Source organism: Cellulosimicrobium sp. I38E (genome assembly GCF_001647255.1).
Lineage (GTDB): Bacteria > Actinomycetota > Actinomycetes > Actinomycetales > Cellulomonadaceae > Cellulosimicrobium > Cellulosimicrobium cellulans_E.
On the sequence record NZ_LUAZ01000008.1, the window covers coordinates 43747 to 63481 of the forward strand.

The 19735-nt window shown below is 75.0% G+C and carries 17 protein-coding genes and 1 riboswitch; all 17 genes read right to left on the reverse strand.

From position 1 onward, the window contains the following. Window positions 1-2: 2 nt before the first annotated feature. Window positions 3-1454 (reverse strand): MFS transporter, encoded by a 1452-nt coding sequence (locus A0J59_RS01760; RefSeq protein ID WP_082918652.1) that lies wholly within the window; start codon window positions 1452-1454, stop codon window positions 3-5. Between the two features lie 25 nt (window positions 1455-1479). Further along, window positions 1480-2889, reverse strand: coding sequence for a M20/M25/M40 family metallo-hydrolase (locus A0J59_RS01765; RefSeq protein ID WP_082918653.1), 1410 nt, complete (start codon window positions 2887-2889; stop codon window positions 1480-1482). Next, window positions 2886-4703 (reverse strand): ABC transporter ATP-binding protein, encoded by a 1818-nt coding sequence (locus A0J59_RS01770; RefSeq protein WP_047231347.1) that lies wholly within the window; start codon window positions 4701-4703, stop codon window positions 2886-2888. Before A0J59_RS01770 ends, A0J59_RS01765 begins: the two co-directional genes overlap by 4 nt. Beyond that, window positions 4700-5746, reverse strand: coding sequence for an ABC transporter permease (locus tag A0J59_RS01775; RefSeq protein ID WP_082918654.1), 1047 nt, complete (start codon window positions 5744-5746; stop codon window positions 4700-4702). Before A0J59_RS01775 ends, A0J59_RS01770 begins: the two co-directional genes overlap by 4 nt. Beyond that, window positions 5743-6696 (reverse strand): ABC transporter permease, encoded by a 954-nt coding sequence (locus A0J59_RS01780; protein WP_064315028.1) that lies wholly within the window; start codon window positions 6694-6696, stop codon window positions 5743-5745. The genes A0J59_RS01775 and A0J59_RS01780 overlap by 4 nt, the downstream gene beginning before the upstream one ends. Window positions 6697-6769: 73 nt before the next feature. Continuing rightward, window positions 6770-8398 carry an ABC transporter substrate-binding protein gene (locus A0J59_RS01785; protein ID WP_064315029.1) on the reverse strand — a complete coding sequence of 543 codons (1629 nt, stop codon included), beginning with the start codon at window positions 8396-8398 and terminating at the stop codon, window positions 6770-6772. Between the two features lie 103 nt (window positions 8399-8501). Next, a riboswitch (SAM riboswitch) is annotated at window positions 8502-8615 on the reverse strand. 180 nt (window positions 8616-8795) lie between these two features. Beyond that, window positions 8796-9893, reverse strand: a complete 1098-nt coding sequence (locus tag A0J59_RS01790) for an LLM class flavin-dependent oxidoreductase (protein ID WP_064315030.1) — start codon at window positions 9891-9893, stop codon at window positions 8796-8798. Between the two features lie 150 nt (window positions 9894-10043). Next, window positions 10044-11159 carry an LLM class flavin-dependent oxidoreductase gene (locus A0J59_RS01795; protein ID WP_047231344.1) on the reverse strand — a complete coding sequence of 372 codons (1116 nt, stop codon included), beginning with the start codon at window positions 11157-11159 and terminating at the stop codon, window positions 10044-10046. A gap of 55 nt (window positions 11160-11214) precedes the next feature. Continuing rightward, window positions 11215-11619 carry a rhodanese-like domain-containing protein gene (locus A0J59_RS01800; protein ID WP_064315031.1) on the reverse strand — a complete coding sequence of 135 codons (405 nt, stop codon included), beginning with the start codon at window positions 11617-11619 and terminating at the stop codon, window positions 11215-11217. Window positions 11620-11713: 94 nt separating this feature from the next. Next, a complete protein-coding gene (locus A0J59_RS01805; protein ID WP_082918655.1) occupies window positions 11714-12985 on the reverse strand; it encodes an LLM class flavin-dependent oxidoreductase in 1272 nt (423 codons plus the stop codon). Between the two features lie 79 nt (window positions 12986-13064). After that, window positions 13065-14000 carry an NADPH-dependent oxidoreductase gene (locus tag A0J59_RS01810; protein WP_255364878.1) on the reverse strand — a complete coding sequence of 312 codons (936 nt, stop codon included), beginning with the start codon at window positions 13998-14000 and terminating at the stop codon, window positions 13065-13067. Beyond that, window positions 13997-15178 carry an FAD-dependent oxidoreductase gene (locus A0J59_RS01815; protein ID WP_064315032.1) on the reverse strand — a complete coding sequence of 394 codons (1182 nt, stop codon included), beginning with the start codon at window positions 15176-15178 and terminating at the stop codon, window positions 13997-13999. Before A0J59_RS01815 ends, A0J59_RS01810 begins: the two co-directional genes overlap by 4 nt. Window positions 15179-15185: 7 nt before the next feature. After that, window positions 15186-16208: an ABC transporter substrate-binding protein gene (locus A0J59_RS01820; protein WP_053369390.1), complete on the reverse strand. Its 1023-nt coding sequence runs from the start codon at window positions 16206-16208 to the stop codon at window positions 15186-15188. A gap of 143 nt (window positions 16209-16351) precedes the next feature. Beyond that, complete coding sequence (locus tag A0J59_RS01825; RefSeq protein ID WP_064315033.1) at window positions 16352-17146, reverse strand: amino acid ABC transporter ATP-binding protein; 795 nt, start codon at window positions 17144-17146, stop codon at window positions 16352-16354. After that, the gene (locus A0J59_RS01830; protein WP_047231339.1) at window positions 17143-18234 is read right to left on the reverse strand and encodes an amino acid ABC transporter permease; all 1092 of its coding nucleotides are present in this window, start codon (window positions 18232-18234) and stop codon (window positions 17143-17145) included. The genes A0J59_RS01825 and A0J59_RS01830 overlap by 4 nt, the downstream gene beginning before the upstream one ends. Beyond that, a complete protein-coding gene (locus tag A0J59_RS01835) occupies window positions 18231-18824 on the reverse strand; it encodes a GNAT family N-acetyltransferase (RefSeq protein ID WP_064315034.1) in 594 nt (197 codons plus the stop codon). Before A0J59_RS01835 ends, A0J59_RS01830 begins: the two co-directional genes overlap by 4 nt. Then, window positions 18821-19723 carry a DUF1684 domain-containing protein gene (locus A0J59_RS01840; RefSeq protein ID WP_082918656.1) on the reverse strand — a complete coding sequence of 301 codons (903 nt, stop codon included), beginning with the start codon at window positions 19721-19723 and terminating at the stop codon, window positions 18821-18823. Before A0J59_RS01840 ends, A0J59_RS01835 begins: the two co-directional genes overlap by 4 nt. Between the last annotated feature and the right edge of the window lie 12 nt (window positions 19724-19735).

The following is a 19735-nucleotide window of genomic DNA, read 5'->3' on the forward strand; positions in this document are numbered from 1 at the left end:
TTCTACCTCGGCGAGGGACGGGCGAGCCGTTCGTCGAGCAGGGACGCCGCCCACGCGACGAGCGCCAGTGCCGCGACGGCGGCGCTCACGACGACGAGCCCGTCGCGGTGCGCGTCGAGGACGCCCGGGACCGCGACGCCGGTCCGCGCCACGAACGCGCCCGTCATCGCGGCGATGCAGACCGTCGCGGCGACGCGCTGCACGAGCTGGAGCGCCGCGCCGGCGACGCCGCGCTCCGTGCCGGGGGCGCCCTCGAGCGTGAGCGTCTGGTTGGGCGAGATCGTCAGCCCCGCGACGACACCCGTCAGCACCTGCGACAGGACGAGCACGGCGACCACCGTCGACGTGGGCGCGACCGCCACCGCGAGGGCCGTGGCCGCGGCCACGAGCGCCTTCGCGCCGACGGCCACGGTCACGCCGCGGCGGCCGAACCGGCGGAACAGCCGCCACGAGAGGTTCGCCGCCACGACCGAGGCGATCGCGCCCGGCGTCGTGACCAGGCCTGCCTGGACCGGGCTGAGGCCCGCGCCGTCCTGGAGGAACAGCATGAGGACGGCGGAGTATCCGAGCGCGGCACCGAAGCTGAACGCCGCGACGACGCAGCCCAGCACGTAGGTCGGGGAACGCAGGAGGACGGGCGCGAGAACCGGTGTCCGACCGCGCCGTGCGTAGCGCGGCTCCCACGCGACGAGCGCCCCGGCGGCGGCCACGACCACCCCGAGCGACAGCGGCAGCACGACGGCGCGCGGCCCCTCGGCGACGAACGGGACGAGCAGCCCGAGCGTCACGAGCGTCACGAGCACCAGCCCGACGGCGTCGAACCCGCCGCCGACGCGACCACCGGGCGGTGTCCCGCGCCCCGCGCCCGTCGAGCCGCGGCGCAGCACGCGCAGGGCGACGACGGCCACGGCGAGCCCCAGGGGCGCGGCGAGCCCGACGGCGGCGCGCCACCCCGCTGCCGGCCCGAGGAGGGACAGGATCCCGCCGCCGACGAGCGGGGACACGACCATGGCGAACGCGCCCGTCGAGGCGTACGCCCCGAGCGCACGCGCGCGGGCCGGCCCGGCGTAGTGGTCCTGGAGCAGGCCGATGACCTGCGGGTTCGCAGTCCCGGCGCCGACGCCCTGGAGCAGTCGCGCGGTGACGAGCACGTCGGCGTCGGAGGCCGTCGCGCCGACGAGGCTCCCCACGGCGAACAGGGCGAGCCCGACGGCCAGCGGGCCACCACGCCCGAGCCGGTCGCCGAGGCGGCCCGCCGGGACGAGCGCGAGCCCGAACGTCAGCGAGTACCCGGCGAGGATCCACTGGAGCTGCGCGGTCGTCGCCCCGAGCTCGCTGCGGAGCGCGGGTGCCGCGACGGTGAGGATCGCCGAGTCCAGCAGCGTGACGAACCCGGTCGCGAGGCAGACCCGCAGCACGGCCCGCGACGCCCGACCGTCCGTCGTCACCGCCACGGCCGGCCGTCACCCGGATGACCGCTCACCCGAGGTAGCTCGTCACGACGTCGTGCAGCGCGGTGGCCGTGAGCCCCAGCGACTCGACGTCGACGCGCTCGTCGTTCCCGTGGAAGAGGGAACGGAAGACCCCGGGGTCCCACTGCTCGCTGAGCAGCCCGAACCCGTAGGCCGGCACGCCGCGGCGGCGGAAGAAGCGCCCGTCCGTGCCGCCGGTCCCGAGGACCGGCACGACGTCGGCGCCCGCGTGCGCGCGCACGGCCCGCTCGATCGCCGCGTACGCCGCGCCGTCGGTGGGCGACTGCGAGGCCTCGCCGAACCAGTCCCCCTCGACGTGCACGTGCTCGCGCAGGTCGCCGAGCGCGTCGTCGAGCAGGTCGGCCACGTCCTGCGGGGTCGCGCCCGGGAGGACGCGGATGTCGAGCGTGACCTCGGCGAGCCCGGGGATGACGTTGGGCTTCGAGCCGGCGTGCAGCACGGTCGGCGCGACGGTCGTGTGCGTCGTGGCGTGCGCGACCGACGCGAGCGCACCGAGCTCGGGCAGCGCGTCGTCGATCCGGGCGGGGTCGAGCAGCGCGGCCCGCACGTCGGGCGCGAGGTCGAGCGCGTCGACGTAGCGGCGCCACAGGTCGCCGATGACGACCGGCCCGCGGTGCGCGGTGATCCGCCGCACGGCCTCGGCCGCGAGCACGATCGCGTTGAGCGACCCGTACGGCCCCGACCCGTGCCCGGGCCGCCCGAAGACCCGCAGCCGGCGCCCGGCGCCGCCCTTCTCCCCGACCGCGATCGTGCGGCTCCCCCGGGACCCCACCGGCACCCCGCCCGACTCCGTGAGGACCGCGTCGACGTCCACGAGGTCGTACCGGTGCTGCGTGATCCAGTCGACGCCCCACGTGCTGCCGTGCTCCTCGTCGGCGACGGCGGCGAGCACGAGGTCGCCGCGCAGCCGCCGCCCGCTCTCCGCGACCGCGCGCATGACGACCGTGAACGCGGACGTGAGTCCCAGCATGTCGATCGCACCCCGGCCCCAGACCCAGCCGTCGACCAGCTCGCCGCCGAACGGGTCGCGCGTCCACCCCTCCGGCTCGACGGGGACGACGTCGGTGTGCCCGACGAGCGCGAGCGACGGCGCCTCCGGGTCGGTGCCGCGCAGGCGCGCGACGAGCGACGTGCGGCCGGGGCGCGGCTCGACCCACTCGACCTCGAGGTCGAGGCCGTCGAGCGCGTCGGCGACGGCGCGCGCGTTGCGCGCCTCGTGCCCCGAGCCGACGGTGCCGTCGTTGACGCACGCGTTGCGGATCATCGCCTGGAGCAGCTCGGTGGTGCGGCCGGCGAGCCCGGTGCGCGACGGCGCGGGGGCGGGGTCGGCGAGGACGCGCGGCGCTGCGCTCGGTCGGGTGCGGAGCTCTGCGGCTCGCGCGGCGGCGACGGTCATCGTGCGCTCCCTGCGGTCGTGGACGACGCCCGGGACGCGTCCTGGAGCGCGCGTCGGCCGGGGATGGCCGCCACGAGCTCGCGCGTGTACTCCTCCTGCGGGTCGAGCAGGATCTGCTCGGCCGCCCCCTGCTCGACGACGCGCCCGCGGTGCATGACGCCGACGTGGTCGGACACCTGGCGCACGACCGCGAGGTCGTGCGAGATGAACAGGTATGCGAGCCCGTGCTCGGCCTGCAGCCGCACGAGCAGCTCGAGGATCTGGGCCTGCACGGACACGTCGAGCGCCGAGACGGGCTCGTCGAGCACGACGAGCGCCGGGTTCAGGGCGAGCGCCCTCGCGATGGCGACACGCTGGCGCTGGCCGCCCGAGAGCTCGCGCGGTCCCCGCCGGAGCACGTCGGGCGGGAGCGCGACGTCCTCGACGAGCGCACGCGCCCGGTCGGCACGCTCGGACGGCGACCCGACCCGGTACGCCCGCAGCGGCTCGGTGACGATCTGCTCGACGGTGAACCGCGGGTCGAGCGACGCGTACGGGGACTGGTAGACCACCTGGAAGCCACGGCGCAGCGACCGCAGCCGCTCGCCGCGCGCCGTCGTGATGTCCTCGCCCGCGAACTCGACCGTGCCCGCGGTGGGCCGCTCGAGCCGGAGGGCGAGCCGCGCCGTCGTGCTCTTGCCGGAGCCGGACTCCCCCACGAGCGCGTACGTCTCGCCCCGCCCGACCGCGAGGCTCACGCCGTCCACGGCGACGAGCGTCCGGTGCGCGGCGCCCCGCGGCAGCGTGAACTCCTTGCGCAGGTCCCGCACCGCGAGGACGGGCGCGCTCGCGGTGTCCGGACCGGCGCCGTCGGGCACCGTGATCCCCTGACCGTCGGCGCGGCTCGCGACCGCGGCGCGGCTCGCGTCGGCGCGCGGGACGACGCCGTCGCCCGGCGTCGTCTCCGGGGTGCCGCCCGCGACCAGGCGCGAGCTCGCGAGGCTCGGCGCCGCCGCGATGAGCTGCTGGGTGTACGGGTGGCGCGGGTCGTGCAGCACCTGGTCCGCGGTGCCCTCCTCGACGACGACGCCGCGCTCGAGCACGACGATCCGGTCGGCGCGGTCCGCCGCGACCCCGAGGTCGTGCGTGATGAGCAGGACGGCGGTGCCGAGGTCGCGCACGAGGCCGTCCAGGTGGTCGAGGATGCGGCGCTGGACGGTCACGTCCAGCGCGCTCGTCGGCTCGTCCGCGACGACGAGCCTCGGGCGCGCGGCGACCGCGATCGCGATGAGCACGCGCTGGCGCATGCCCCCGGAGAGCTGCGACGGGTACTGCCGCGCGCGGGCCTCCGGGTCGTCGATCCCGGCCTGGCGCAGCAGCTCGACCGCCCGCTCGCGCGCCTCCTTGCGCCGCGCGAGCCCGTGGATGACGAGCACCTCCGCGACCTGGTCGCCCACGCGCGTGACGGGGTTGAGCGAGACCGTCGGGTCCTGCGGCACGAGGCCGACGTCGCGGCCCCGCACCTGCTGCCACTCCTTCTCGGAGAGGTCGCCGACGTCGCGTCCGCCGAGCCGGATGGTCCCGGCCGTCACCGCTCCCCCGCGCGAGAGAAGGTGCAGCGCCGCGTGGGCCGTCGTGCTCTTGCCCGAGCCGGACTCGCCCACGAGCGCCACGACCTCGCCCGCGCCGACCGTGAGGTCGACGCCGCGGACGGCCGCGTACGAGCCGCCGTCGCGCGTGCGGTAGGCGACCTCGAGCCCGCGGATCTCGAGCGCGGGCACCTCGTCCGACGTCGTGCCGGGACGCTCCTGGGTGGTCGGCGTCGTGGCGGTCATGCGTCCCCTCCGGTCCGTTCCAGGGCCCGCGCGATGCGGTTCGCCGACAGCACGACGGCGACGATCACGAGGCCCGGCATGGTCGTGAGCCACCACGCGGTGGCCAGGTAGTCGCGCCCGCCCGAGACGAGCGACCCCCACTCCGGTGCGGGCGGCGGCGTCCCGTAGCCGAGGAAGCTCAGGGCCGAGATGGCGAGCACCGCCGTGCCGAGCTCGAGCGCGACGAGCGCGAGCACCGGTCCCGTCGAGTTGGGCAGCACGTGACGCCCCAGCACGCCGTACCAGCGCACCCCCGACGCGCGGGCCGCCTCGACGTACACCGACGTCGAGGTGCGCAGGACCTCGGCCCGCATGACGCGCGCGAACGTCGCGACGCTCGTGATGCCGACGGCGATCGCGACCTTGACCGTCCCGAACCCGAGCGCCGTGATGATCGCGAGCGAGAGCAGGATGCTCGGGATCGCGAGCAGCACGTCGACGAACCGGCCGACGACGTCGTCCACCCACCCGCGCACGAACCCCGCGAGCAGGCCGAGCAGCGACCCGGCGACGAGCCCGACGGCGACCGCGATGACGGTCGCGCTCAGCGACGCGGACGCGCCGTGGACGACGCGCGCGTACACGTCTCGCCCCAGGTGGTCGGTGCCGAACAGGTGCGCGCCCGACGGCGGCTGGAGCCGGTCCGCGGGCACGCCCGTCAGCGGGTCGTACGCCGTGAAGAGCTGCGGGACGACCGCCCACGCCGTGACGAGCAGGACGACGAGCACGGCGACGACCAGACCAGGACGCCGCACGGCGTACCGCACCCCGCGGCGCCACCGGCCCGCCGTGCCGACGCCGCGGACCCGCCCGTACCGGATGATCGCGCGCGCGTCCTCGCGGTCCGCGACCTCGATCTCCTCGGGCGTGCGCACCTCGGGCGCGTCGGCGGGCGGGGAGTCGGGGACGAGCGGGCCCGACGGCGGCGCGTCGGCCACCGCGGCACGGTCCGCGACCCGGACCTCGTCCCGGAGCACGATGCGCACTCCCGGCCTCGTGCTCATGCGGCCACCGCCTTCTGTCGTGCGTCGATCCGGGGGTCGAGCAGGGGGTAGAGCAGGTCGACCAGGAGCGTGACGACCACGAACACGAGCGCCGAGAGGACGACCACCGCCTGCACCACGGGGATGTCCTGCGCGTCCACCGACGTGACCGTCAGTCGCCCGAGGCCCGCGCGCGAGAACACCGTCTCCGTGACGACCGTGCCGCCGAGCAGCCCGCCGACGAGGACCCCGAGCACGGTCAGCGCGGGGATCGCGGCGTTGCGCAGCGCGTGGCCGAAGTGCACGCGCGCCCGGCTCGCGCCCTTCGCGCGCGCCGTCTCGACGTACGGCTCGGCGAGCGTCCCGCGCAGGCTCTGCGCGAGCACCTGCGCGAGCGCGGCGCTCGCCGGCACGGCGAGCGTGATCGCCGGCAGCACGAGGCTGATCGCGCCCTCGTTGCCGATCGCGGGGAACACCGGGAGCTGGAAGGAGAACCACTGGAGGAGCAGCAGGCCCAGGCAGAACGGCGGCAGCGCGACGCCGAGCGGCGGCAGCGACGCGAGCGCGTGGCGCAACCAGGCCGCGCGCGGGAACGTGCTCGCGATGGCGATGCCTGCGCCTGCGACGACGGCGAGGACGAGAGCCGCGGCCGTGAGCCGGAGCGTCTCGGGGAGCGCCTGGAGCACGAGCTGGGTCGCGGGGGCGCCCGACGAGTACGACGTGCCGAAGTCGAGGCGCAGCGCGTGCCACAGCGCGTCGGCGTACTGCACCAGCACGGGTCGGTCGAGGCCGTACTGCGCGCGGAGCGCGTCGAGCAGCGCGGGGTCCACCTGGTCCGCCTCGCCGCCGCCGCTCGCCATGAGCGCGGCCGGGTCGCTGGGCAGCAGGTAGAGGACGAAGAACGAGATCGTGAACGCCGCCCAGAGCACGAACAGCCCCTGCCCGGCGCGACGCAGGACGTACCGGCCCATGGGTCGGTCCTCCTTCCGTGGGGGACGGTCCGCCTGCCCGACGCCGCGACGTCGGGCAGGCGGACCCGTCGGGTCAGCCCTGGGTGACCCAGGCGTCGTAGAAGTCGAGGCGCGACGACGCCTCGAACGTCAGGCCGTGGACCGTGTCGGCCGCCGCGATGGTCGTCGACAGCTCGTAGACCGGGATCGCGTGCCCCTTCTGGACGAGGAGGCGCGACGCCTCCGTGACGAGCTCCTGGCGCTCGGCCGGGTCGGTCGCCGCGGCCGACGCGTCGAGGAGGTCGTCGACCTCCTCCGCGTCACGCTGGTTGATGTTGCGCGCGTTGGCAGAGAAGATCGTCCGCAGCACGTCCGGGTCGGAGCGCGTGAGGTTGTAGTAGTCGAAGTCGAAGTCGCCGCTCTCCTTGATGGCCTGCGACTCCGCGACGGTCACGTGCTGGAGCTGGAGGTCGACGCCGATCTGCGCGAGCTGCTGCTGGACCAGCTCGAGCGGCTCCGGTACCTGCCAGAACGTCACGGTCGTCGAGAGCTTCTGGCCGTCCTTCTCCCGGACGCCGTCGGCGCCCTCGACCCAGCCCGCGTCGTCGAGGATCTTCTTCGCGCCCTCGGGGTCGTAGGCGAGCTCGTCCGCGACGCTCTCGTAGAGCGGCGTCGAGTGCGACAGGACGCTCGTGGCCGGCTCGTCCTGCTCGCTGAGCACGGTGTCCGCGATCTGCTCGCGGTCGATGCCCTTGAGGATCGCCGTCCGCACGGCCTCGTCGCCCGCGAGCGGGCTCGACTCGTTGGGGAAGAGGTTGAACACGACGCCCGGGTTCGCGCGGTACTCGAGCCAGAACCCGTTCCCGTCGAACTGCGGGAGGTCGACGGTCGAGATCGCGGCCGTGGCGTCGATCTGGCCGGAGACCAGGCTGCCGCTGCGCACGCTCGCCTCGGGGATGACCTTGAACGTCACGGTGTCGAGGTAGGCCTCGCCCTGGTGGTCGTTGGCCTCCGAGCCCCATGCGTAGCCCGCGACCTTCTCGAGCACGATCTCCTGGTCCTGCGTGTAGGACTTCACGGAGAACGGCCCGGAGCCGACGAACTTGCCGGCGCAACGGTCCTCGACGCTCAGGTCGGCCGACGACGGCGCGAGCAGGCCGAGCGAGAACGTCGAGGTGGCCTGGAGGAACTGGGCGCTCGGCGCCGCGAAGTCGACCGTGAGGGTCTGCGGGTCCGTGACGGTCGTGCCCTCGTAACCGACGAGGTACTGCGACCCGAGCGACGCCGTCGCGCCGAGCGCGACGATCGCGTCGAAGTTCGTCTTGACCGACTCGGCGTCGATCGGCGTGCCGTCGGCGTAGGTCGCGTCGTCGCGCAGGTGGAACGTGTAGCTCGACGCGTCGTCGTTCACCTCCCAGCTCTCCGCGAGCCACGGCAGGATCTCGCCCGACTCCGGGTCCTGCGCCGTGAGCGACGCGACGGTCTGGCGGGCCGCGGCGATGGCGTCGTTGTTGCCGACCTGCTGCGGGTCGATGCAGTGCGAGTCGACCGTGATCGCGAAGGTCAGGTCGCCGCCCGCCACGGGCTCGCCGGACGGGCTCGGCGACCCGTCGTCGTCGGACGCGCCCGAGCCGCCGCCCGCGCACGCGCTGAGCAGGAGGCCCGTCGCGGCGGCCGCCGCGGCGACGGTCAGGGACCGGCGTCGGTGAGGTGTGGGGATCATGTCGTGCTGCTCTCCTCGTGTGCCGGCTGAGGACCGGCGATCGTCCGGCGCCGGTGGTCGTCCGCGCCGGGCCGAGGGCCGGCGCGGCGGGGAACCCACCGGGGTGCCGTGCTTACCGCGCGGCGGAAGCCACGCGGTCAGGTCGTTCCCGGAGCACCCCGTCACGTCGAAGGGTTGCTGGTCAGCGAGCCGGGCCTGCGTGCTGACGCTCGTCACCTGGGAGCAGGAAAGACAATCCCGACCGGTTGAGTCAAGTTTCGAGACGGGCGTCCCGCCAGGCGGACGGATGTTTCCTGCTGCGCAGCGTCGTGGGCCGTCGCGGGGCCACCACGAGCGCGGGAAGGGCCCGCCTCGCGAGGCGAGACGGGCCCTGTCCTGCTCCGGTCCGGCGGCCCGGTCAGGCCGCGGTGAACCCCGCCGCGCGGCGCGCGTCGGCCGCGCTCCACAGGTCGGTCTTCACCTCGGCCTTCACGACCGGGACCACCTCCTCCGCGAACCGGCGCAGGACGTCCTCCTGCTGCGAGGCGGGGATCAGGTGGTTCACCGAGACGGACTGGAGGTCGTGCCCGTACGAGGCGTGGTAGTCGAGGATCTTCTCGGCCACGCGCTCCGGCGACCCCACCAGCGCCGGGCCCCGCTCGACCGCGTCCTCGACCGTCCGGAAGCTCGGCGCCTTCCCGACGGCGTCCGGCCCGTATCCCCGGCGTGCCGCCGCCGCGACCTGACCCTCGTAGATCGGGCGGTACTGCTCGATCGCCTCCTCCGTCGTGTCCGCGAGGAACAGGCCCCCCGAGCCCGACCCCACGAACCCGTACGCCGGGTCGTGCCCGTGCTCCGCGTACTGCTCGCGGTAGCGGTCGATGAGCACCTGGTAGTTCTCGCGCGGCTGGAGGGCGTTGGCGCTCACGATCGGGTCCCCGTACCGCGCCGCGAGATCGACCGCGAACTGCGACGTCGCCGACCCGTGCCAGATGCGGAACGGCCCCGCGAACGGACGCGGCAGCGTCGTCGCGTGCTCCAGGGCGTGCCGGTGCCGCCCGGTCCAGCTCACGTCCTCCTCGGACAGCAGCAGCCGCAGGAGCTCGTAGTTCTCCTGGAGGTACTCGTACTGCTTGTCGATGTCCAGCCCCAGCAGCGGGTACTGGAGCACCTCGTTGCCCTTGCCGATGACGATCTCCAGCCGCCCCCGGCTCAGCTGGTCCACCGTCGCGAGGTCCTCGGCGACGCGGATCGGGTCGAGCAGCGACAGCACCGTCACGCCGGTGCTCAGGAGGATCCGCGACGTCCGCGCCGCGACCGCACCGAGGATCACCGTCGGTGCCGACGACAGCACCTCCCCCGCGTGCCGCTCCCCCACCGCGAACGAGTCGAACCCGAGCTCCTCCGCCAGCACCGCCGTCTCCACGACCCGGTTCAGCCGGTCGGACGGCGCGACCGCCTCCCCGGTCACCGGATGGGGCGGGTTGAACACGATGTCGAGTACCTGGAAACGCACGGTCCTGCTCCTTGTCGTCGTCGTTCGTGGTCGGGCCGGGCGGGCGCGCCACCGAGATCGGCAGCACCGGTCGAGGTCGGCAGGTGCACGTGCCGACCTCGGCCGGGGCTGCCGATCTCGTCCTTCTCTGCCGATCTCGGTCGCGGACCGTCAGGCCGCGGCGGCCTCCGCGGTCGCGGCGTCGCGCTTCGCGACCTCCTCGCGGACGATCGGGATGACGTAGCGGCCGAAGTCGATCGCGTCGTCGAGCAGGTCGTAGCCGCGGGCGGAGATGACGCGGACGCCGAGGTCGTAGTACGCGAGGAGGGCCTCGGCGACCTGCTCGGGCGTGCCGACGAGCGCGTTGGAGTTGCCGGCGCCGCCGGTGGCCTTGGCCGTCGCGGTCCACAGGGCGGTGTCGAAGCGCTCGCCCTGCGCGGCGATCTCGAGGAGTCGCTGCGAGCCCGCGTTCTCGGGCTTGTCGATCGGGTGCCGACGGCTGAGCTGCCCGCCCGCGGCCGCCTTGCGCGCCTCGATCCGGTCGAGGATGCGGTGCGCCTTCTCCCACGCGAGCTCCTCGGTCGGGGCGACGATCGGCCGGAACGCCGCGTGGATGCGGGGCGGCGTCGCGCGGCCCGCGGCGGCGGCCTCGGCGTGCACGCGCGCGATCTGCTCGGCGGTGCGGTCGAGGGGCTCGCCCCAGACGGCGTAGATGTCGGCCTCGGCCGCGCCGACGCGGAACGCGGCGTCGGACGACCCGCCGAACGAGATGGTCGGGGTGCGTCCCTCGAACGGCTTGGCGTCGAGCACGAAGTCGTCGAAGTCGTAGAACGGGCCGTGGTGGTCGAACGGCTCGGAGCTCGCCCAGGCCTGCTTGACGATCTGGATGTACTCGTGGGTGCGCGCGTACCGCTCGTCCTTGGTCAGCGTGTCACCCTCACGGCCCTGCTCGTGGTCGTTGCCGCCCGTGATGAAGTGGACGGAGAGCCGCCCGCCGGAGAGCTGGTCGAGCGTCGCGAACGTCTTGGCGGCGTACGTCGGGTAGGACACGTTGGGCCGGTGCGCGAGGAGCAGCTCGATCGAGTCGAGGCGCGCCGCGGTGTACGCGGCGAGGGCGGCGGGCTCGGGGCCGGAGGAGCCGTAGGCGAAGAGCACGCGCGTCCACCCGTTGTCCTCGTGCGCGCGGACGATGCGCTCGAGGTAGGCGGGGTCGAACGCGGCGGTCGTGCGCTCGGTGGTCTCCGAGGCGTCGTTGGTCGTGGCGATGCCGAGGAACTCGACGGGCATGAGGGTCTCCGTGGGTGTGGGTGCGGGTGGTTCGCGGTACGGGTCGGACGCCGGCTCAGGGCCGGGCGGGCGCCGTCGGCTCCGGGGACGCCGTCGGCTCGGGGGACGTCGCGGGCGCCTCGACCGGGTCGGACGCCGGGAGGCCGGCGTCCTTCCAGGCCGGGAAGCCGCCGTCGACGTGCGAGACGTGCGTGTACCCGCGCTGGGCGAGCGCCTCGGCGACGGGGCCGGAGCCGTTCGGCGACCCGCACACGACGACGACGGGCGTGTCGAGCGAGATCGCCGGGTTGTCGGCAGGGCCGAACAGCGCGTCGAGGTCGTGGCGGTCGGCGAGGGTCGCGCCGGGGATCTCGCCGTGCGCGGCGCGACCGCCGGCCGAGCGCACGTCGATCAGCAGCGCGCCGTCGGCGACCTTGGCCGCGGCGTCGGCGGCGGCCTGGAGGGGCGGGGTCGTGGTCATGGGTCTCTCCTTCGGGTGAGGTCGCCAGATCGACCCGCACGCCTGAGATCGACCTTCAGGAGGTCGATCTGGCGACGCGCGGGTCGATCTCGCGTCAGGGGGTGGTGGCGAGCGCGGGTGCGACGCCGGTGGCGGCGGGTGTCGCCGCGGCGTCGAGAGCGAGGTCTGCCGCGAACCAGTGCTCGGCGAGCAGCTCGAACGAGCGGCGGGCGTCGTCGGCGTCGTGGGTCGCGGTGGTGACGAGCAGCTCGTCGGCGCCGGTCGCGCGGCGCAGCGTCTCGAGCCGCTGCACGACCGTCTCCGGGTCGCCGACGATCCGCGTGTCGACGCGGTCCGCGACGAGCGCGCGCTCGGCCTCCGGGCGCTCCTCCCACGCGGGCGAGGTGCCCGGCTCGGGGTACGCGATCGCGCCGTCGACGCCGCTGCGGATGGAGAGCACCCAGTCGGCGAACGGCGTCGCGAGCTCGCGCGCCCGCTCGATCGTGTCGGCGACGAGCACGTCGGCGGACACGACGACGTACGGCTCGTCGAGCACGCCCGGACGGAACGCCTCGCGGTAGGCGGCGACCGTGTCGATCGTCGCCGACGGCGCCACGTGGTAGTTCGCGGCGATCGGCAGCCCCAGCTCGCCCGCGACGCGCGCGCTCTCGCCGGGGCTCGACGCGAGGACCCACAGGTCCCAGTCGGCGCCCTCGACGGGCGGGCTCACGTAGGGCGTCCCGTGCTCGTCGCGGTACGTCCCGGCGCGCAGGCCGAGCACGAGGTCGAGCTCGTCGCGAAAGCTGACCGGCGTGCGCGAGGCCCCGACGATCCGCTTCTGGGCGAGGATCCGCTCGCGCAGCACGGAGTCGTTGACGTTCGACGGCGGAGCTCCCGGGACGTAGAGCCCCTCGACGACGCGCGGCCCGGTCGCGCCGGACCGGGCCGCCCGCTGCGGCGCGGCCTTCGCGCTCTTCTCCCCCGTCGGCGGCGTGAACGCCCGGCCGAGCCCGAGGTCGACCCGGCCGGGGTGCAGCGCGGCGATCGTCCCGAACTGCTCGGCGGCGACGAGCGGGCTCGTCGTGCTGAGCAGCACGGCACCGCTGCCGACGCGGATGCGCTCGGTCCGGGCCGCGACGGCGGCGGCGAGCACGGCGGGCGAGGCGGAGCCGACGCCCGGCGACAGGTGGTGCTCGGCGTACCAGACGCGGTGGTACCCGAGCCGGTCGAGGTCGCGCGCGAGCCCGACGGCGCGGCGCACCGCGTCCTGTCCCGTCGCCCCCTCGGGCACGATCGCGAGGTCGAGGACGGACAGCGGGACGCGGCCGGACGCCGGTCGCGGCCCGCCGGGAGTGGCGGTCTGGTGCGGGTGCTGGTGGGACGACATGGCTTCCTTCAGTGGTGTGCGGCGGCCGGTGGTGGTGCGGTGGGTCCCGACTGCTCCCGGGCGCGGGACGGGACCGGGGCTACTTGGACGGGAACCCGAGCGCGGCGAGCGTGGGTCGCAGGTGGGCGCGCCCGCGGAGGGCACCGGGGACGCGCAGGCGGTCGACGACGCGGTCGTGCCAGCCGCCGTCGAGCCCTTCCGCGCGGTAGAAGGGCGCGATGCGCTCCTCGTACGCCGCGACGTGCTCCGCCTGGTCGCCGTGGTAGCGCTCGGCGTGCAGCACCGCCGCCTGCGGCAGCCGCGGCTTGACGCGCTCGCCGCCCGCGGGGTCGGGGTGGCCGACCACGAGCCCGACGACCGCGACGACGCCCTCGGGCAGGCCGAGCTCCGCCGCGACCTGCGCGGGGTGGTTGCGCAGCGCCCCGATGTAGACGGTGCCGAGGCCGAGGGACTCGGCAGCCACGACGGCGTTCTGCGCGGCGAGCGCGGCGTCGAGGAACGCCACGACAGTCGTCTCGAGGTAGTCGGTCGCCTCGAGCCGGACGCCCTCGCGCTCGCCGAGGGCGCGCGCCCGCGCGACGTCCGCGAGCCACACGAGCAGCAGCGGCGCGGTGCGTACGTGGTCCTGGCCGCCCGCGAGCGCCGCGAGCCGGTCCTTGCGCGCGGGGTCGGTGACGGCGACGACGCTCCAGAGCTGGAGGTTCGACGACGTCGGCGCGGACTGCGCGGCGGCGACGAGCGTCGGGACGACCTGGTCGGCCAGCGGGTCGGCCAGGTAGCGGCGCACCGTCCGGTGACCGAGCTGCGTCGCGAGGACGGTGCCGGGCCGGTCCACGGGTGCCAGTCCCTCGGTCGCGCCCGGCGCGACGTCCTCGACGGAGCCGGGGTCCACGCCGTACCGCGCCGCGAGCGCGACGCGGGGGCCGTCGGTGTCGTGGGCCGGCGTGGGGAGCGTCGCGGGGTCCGCGGACGGAGCCGGGGCGTCCGCGGCGGCAGGTGCGGGAGCGATCGTCACGAGGCGGTCCTCTCGGGGAGTGCGGCGAGGCGGGCGAGCGCGAACCGGTCGGCCGCGGGGAGGTCGTCGGGGGTGGTCGCGAGGTCGGCGAGCACGCGGCCGACCGCCGGGGCGAACTTGAAGCCGTGGCCGGAGAACCCGGCGCCGACGACGACCGGGCCGCGGCGGTCGAGCACGAAGTCGTGGTCCGGCGTGGTCGTGTACGTGCAGCTCACCGGGACGTAGGCGTCGGGGTCGAGGCCGGGCAGCCAGGTGCGCACGTAGTCGCGCAGCGCGGCGAGCTGGCCCGGCTCCGGCCGGTAGGAGCGCCGGTCGGGGTCGACGACGGGGCCGACCCCGTGGAAGCCGACCTTGACGCCCTCGCCCGGGGTCGCGAGGCCGTAGACGCCGCTCGGCCACGCGGTCCCGGGGCCGACGTCGTGCGTGAACGCGGGCCACCCCTGCGGGGTCGCGCCCGGGGCGAGCGCGAAGTGCGCGGGCTGCTCCTGGGTGACGACGAGCGGGAGCTCCTGCCCCAGCAGCCCGCCGGCCGGGCCGCCGAGCAGGCCCGCGCTCCACGCCCCGACGGTCACGACGACGACCCGCGCGACGACGTCGCCGCCGTCGGTCACGACGCGGACGCCCTCCGGGACCCGCTCGACGTGCCGGACGGCGACCTCGTGCCGGACGTCGGCGCCCCGGGCGGCCGCGGCGCCCTGGAGGGCCGCGACGGCGCGGTCGGCGTGCAGCCGCCCGGCCGTCGCGACCTCGTGCAGCACCCGGCCCTCGAACCGCAGTCCCGGCCACCGCTCGGCCGCGGCCGCGGGGTCGAGCCACTCGTGCTCGATCCCGCGGGCCGCGAACGCCGCGCCGATCGCGTCCGCGCGGCGCTCGGCGGCGCCGTCGCGCCGCCCGTGGCTCACGCCACCGGTGACGGCCAGAAGCTCGGTGCCGGTCTCGTCCTCGACCTCGCGCCACAGCGCGAGCGCCTCCTGCGCGAGGTCGAGGTACTCGGGCTCGGCGTACGTCGTGCGGTAGATGCGCGACGTCCCGTGCGAGGCGCCGTGCGCGTGCCCGGGCGCGAAGCGCTCGAGCAGCACCACGTCGCGCCCGCGCCGGGCGAGCTGCCACGCGGCGGCCGAGCCCATCACGCCGCCCCCGACCACGAGGTGGTCGACGTGCTGGGTGCTGGTGGTCATGCGCGGGTCACTCCGTCTTCGGGAGGCCGGGCGGGTTGGTCTGCGACTCCTCGACGGCCTCGGACTCCAGGCCCCACCGCTGGAGCACCTCGAGGTACGTGCCGTCCTCGATGGCGTGGTTGATCGCAGCGGTGATGGCCGGGGCCACCTCGTTGCCCTTCTTGGTCGCGACGGCGATCTGCGCCGTGTCGGGCCAGCCGCCGTTGAGCGTGCCGACGACCGTGAAGTCCTGCGGGGAGATCGCCGCCTGGTAGGCGAGGGACGCGTTGGGGCCGACGTACGTCTCGATGCGCCCGGACTGGAGCGCGAGCAGGACGTCGGAGAACTGCTCGTAGTACTCGGGGCCCTGGATGGGCTCGAGGCCGTCCTCCTGGTTGAGGCGGTCCCACTCGAGCACGATCTTCTCCTGGTTGGTCCCGGAGCCGACGGCGACGACCTTGCCCGCGATGTCCTCGCGCTTCGTGATCGACGTGATGTCGGAGTCGGCGCCCACGAGCCAGCCGAGCTCGTCGTTGCGGTACGTGGAGAAGTCGATGGTCTCCTTGCGCTCCTCCGTCACGGTGACGTTGGAGATCACGGCGTCGACGTCGCCCGAGCCGAGAGCCAGCGGCCAGTCGGCCCAGGCCTTGACCTCGAGGCGCAGGTCCTTGCCGAGCGCGTCGGCGACGAGCTGCGCGATGTCGGTCTCGTTGCCGATGGGCGTCTCGTCGTCGTCGGCGAGGAAGCCGAGCGGCGGCGCGGAGCCGGCGGAGATCGCGACGACGATCTCGTCCTTGTCCTTCCAGGCGTCCGGCAGGAGCGCGATCGCCTCGGCGGACTCGGTGGTGCGGATGCGGTCCTGGTCCGGGCTCGTGCTCACGTCGAGGGCGTCCGAGACGGACGTCGTGCTCTCCTCGGTGGCCGCGCCCTCCTCCGCGGCGGCCGGGGCCTCGGTGCTCACCCCGGAGCAGGCCGCGAGCGCCAGCAGGGGCACGACGGCGAGGGCGGCGAGCGCGCGGGGGGCGCGGGCGCGGGTGGTCGTTGCGGTCACGGGTGTCCTACCTCTCGGGTGGTGCGTCGGGCGACGCAGGGAGTGCGGGTGTGCGGGACGGCCGGACGGCCGGTCGCGGGTGACGACGTCGGGAAGCGGTGGTGGGGCGGTACAGGTGGTCGTGGACCCCGGTTCGCCCCGGGTCAGAGGACCTTCTGGAGGAAGGCCCGGGTGCGTTCGTGACGCGGGCGGTCGAGCACCTCGGCGGGCGTGCCCTGCTCCACGACGACGCCGTCGTCCATGAACACGACGGTGTCGGCGACCTCGCGCGCGAAGCCGATCTCGTGCGTGACGACGACGAGCGTGGTGCCGGTGCTCGCGACGTCCTTGATGACCTCGAGCACCTCCCCGACGAGCTCGGGGTCGAGCGCCGAGGTCGGCTCGTCGAACAGGAGCACCTTGGGCCGCAGCGCGAGCGCGCGGGCGATGGCGACGCGCTGCTGCTGCCCTCCGGAGAGCTGGCGGGGTCGGGCGTCGGCCTTGTCCGCGAGCCCGACGCGCTCGAGCAGCGCGCGGGCCTCGGGCTCGACGTCCTCGCGACGGCGACGCTGTGCGGAGACCGGCGCCTCGACGACGTTCTCGAGCGCCGTGAGGTGCGGGAAGAGGTTGAAGCTCTGGAAGACGAACCCGATCTGGGTGCGCTGGCCGAGGATCTCGCGCTCCTTGAGCTCACGCAGGGTGTTGCCCTTGCGGCGGTACCCGATGAGCTCGCCGTCGAGCGAGATGAACCCCTTGTCGACCTTCTCCAGGTGGTTGATCGCGCGCAGCAGCGTCGACTTGCCCGACCCGGACGGGCCGAGCACGACCGTCACGGACCCGGGCGGGACGGTGAGCGACACGTCGCGCAGCACCTCGAGCGTGCCGAAGCTCTTGTGGACGCCGTGGATCTCGACGAGCCCGGCGGTCGTGACGCCTGCGGTCCTGGTGCCGGCGGTCATGCCGCACCTCCCGACGTGCGCGCGGTGCGGGTCAGCACGCCCACGCGGGCGCGGGCCGCGTACGCGGGCGGGACGGAGTCGGGCACCGGCCGGCCGGAGAGCCGCGACGCCCAGACCAGGACGGTCCAGCGGGCCTTCTGGAGCGGCGTCGGCGGCAGCGTGCGGACCGCGCCCTTCGCGTAGTGCCGCTCGACGTAGTACTGGACGACCGTGATGAGCGTCGTCAGCACGAGGTACCAGATCGACGCGACGATGAGCAGGGGCACGACGCGGCCGTTGCGGCCGTAGATGACGCTGACGATGTAGAACAGCTCGCCGTACGCGAGGACGTAGACGATCGACGTGCCCTTGAGGAGCCCGATCACCTCGTTGACGGCCGTGGGGATGATGGAGCGCATCGCCTGCGGCAGGATGATGCGGCTCACCTGGCGCCGCTTGGGGATGCCGAGCGACGCGGCGGCCTCCTGCTGCCCCTGGTCGACCGAGAGAATCCCGGCGCGCACGATCTCCGCCGAGTACGCGGCCTGCGACAGCCCGAGGCCGAGGATCGCGGCCCAGAACTTGTCGATCACGGACAGCGTGTCGAAGTACAGGAACTCGGGCCCGAAGGGGATGCCCACGCTGAGGTACGGGTACAGGTACGCGAGGTTGTACCAGAGCAGGAGCTGGAGCAGCAGCGGCACGGACCGGAACACCCACGTGTACGTCCACGACACCGACTGGAGGAGCGGCGAGCGCGAGAGGCGCATGAGCGCGAGGACCGTGCCGAGCGCGAACCCGACGACCGACGCCACGAGCGTCAGGCGGATCGTCGCCCACGCGCCCTCGAGGATCGAGGGCCACGTGAGGTACTGCGCGACGACGTCCCACTCCCAGCGGTCGTTCGTCACGAGCGAGCTGACGACCATGGCGAGCAGCACCGCGACGCCGGCCGTCGCAGCCCAGCGGCCCGGGTGCCGCGCGGGGACGATGCGCAGGCTCTCGAGCGGCAGCGCGTCCTCGACACCGCCGCGCCGGTCGGCGGGGTGCCGGCCCGACGGCGGCGCGAGCTGCCGGGACTCGTCCTGCGGGAGCGACACGGTGCTCATGGCGCGACCTCCAACCACTTCTCGAAGGCGAGCGGGCCGATCTCCTCGGGATCGGTCCCGGTGTCGAACAGGGGCGTGTAGCCCGTCGCGAGGTAGAGGCCTGCCGCCTCGGGCTGCCGCGGACCGGTCGTCAGGTAGAGACGCCGGTACCCGCGCTCGACCGCGCGGCGCTCCAGCTCCGCCAGCACGACGCGCGCCAGGCCTCGGCGCCGGTGCGCCGAGTGCGTCCAGATCCGCTTGAGCTCGGCGGTCCGCACGGCGGGCGACCCGTCGCTGCGCCGCGCGGACTGCCGGGCGAGGCGTGCCGGGTCGCCGAGCTCGGGCTCGGTCCGACGGCGGAACGCGCCGCCCGCGACCGGCTCGCCGTCCTCCAGCACCAGCACGAGCTCGCCGTGCGGCGCCGCGAAGTCCTGCGCGGGGTAGTGCTCCATCTCGGCGCGGAGCTCGTCCGCGGTCAGCACGCGCTGGTAGCGCGTCCAGTACTCCTGGGACAGCTCGTCGAGGAGCGGCCGCACGAGCGGGTCGTGCATCGCGACGGACCGGACCTCGCGCGTTCCCCGCCCGACGGGACGCGCGGCGACCGCGGTCACCGGGGCGCCCTCTCGCCCGCGGTGACGGCGAACGGCACGTGGTTGCCCTCGACCGGTGCCGGGCACGTCCCGAAGTCGCTGAACGCGTACGGGAGGTTGATCGTGCGGTTGAGGTCGAGGCGCACTCGCCCCTCGGTGCCGGGCGCCACGTCGGCGTCCACCCACAGCACGCGCCACGGCGCGACGCCGTCGGCCTCGTCGCTGAAGAGCAGTGTCACCGCGCCACCGGCCTTGCCCGTGAGGACGAGCGTCGCGCGGTGGGAGACCCCGTCGCGCTCGACCACGAGGTCGACCTCGCCGACCGTGCTCACGTGGTGCACCAGCCCGGGTCGCGCGGCGCCGACGACGACGGGCCGCGGCGCGTCGTACCAGCGCACCGCCGCGTCCACGACCCAGGCGGGGTCGTGCGCGAACGTCGGCACGCCGTCGAACCCCGTCCGGGCCGGAGCGAGCGGGTCGCGCAGCCGGACGGCGTACCGGCCCGTGCGGCGCACGACCTCCACCGCGACCTCGCGCGTCTCGCCCCCGTCCGCCGGGTCGCCCGCGTCCCGGCCGTCCGGCAGGAACGTGCCCGCGACCGACGACCCGCCCTCCGCGACGACGACGGTCCCGACGGAGTCGCCCGTCGTCGCCCGGACGGCGCCGCCCTCGCCCGCGCGGTGGTGCGCGCCGTCGGCGTCGGCCCACCAGAGCCCGGGCACGCCGGGCAGCGCGGCGGGCGCGGCCGGGAGCCAGTGGTACGCGACGAGGCTCAGCCAGCCGTGCGGCGGCCGGAGCCCCTCCTCGCGCTCGGCGTGCCAGGCCGCCCACGCGGCGGCGTCCTGCGCGTCGTCGGCCGGCCGGGGGGCGGCGGGGTCGTCGGCCACGGCGCCCGTGGCGGTCAGCGTGCTCTGGCTCATGGGTCCTCCGAG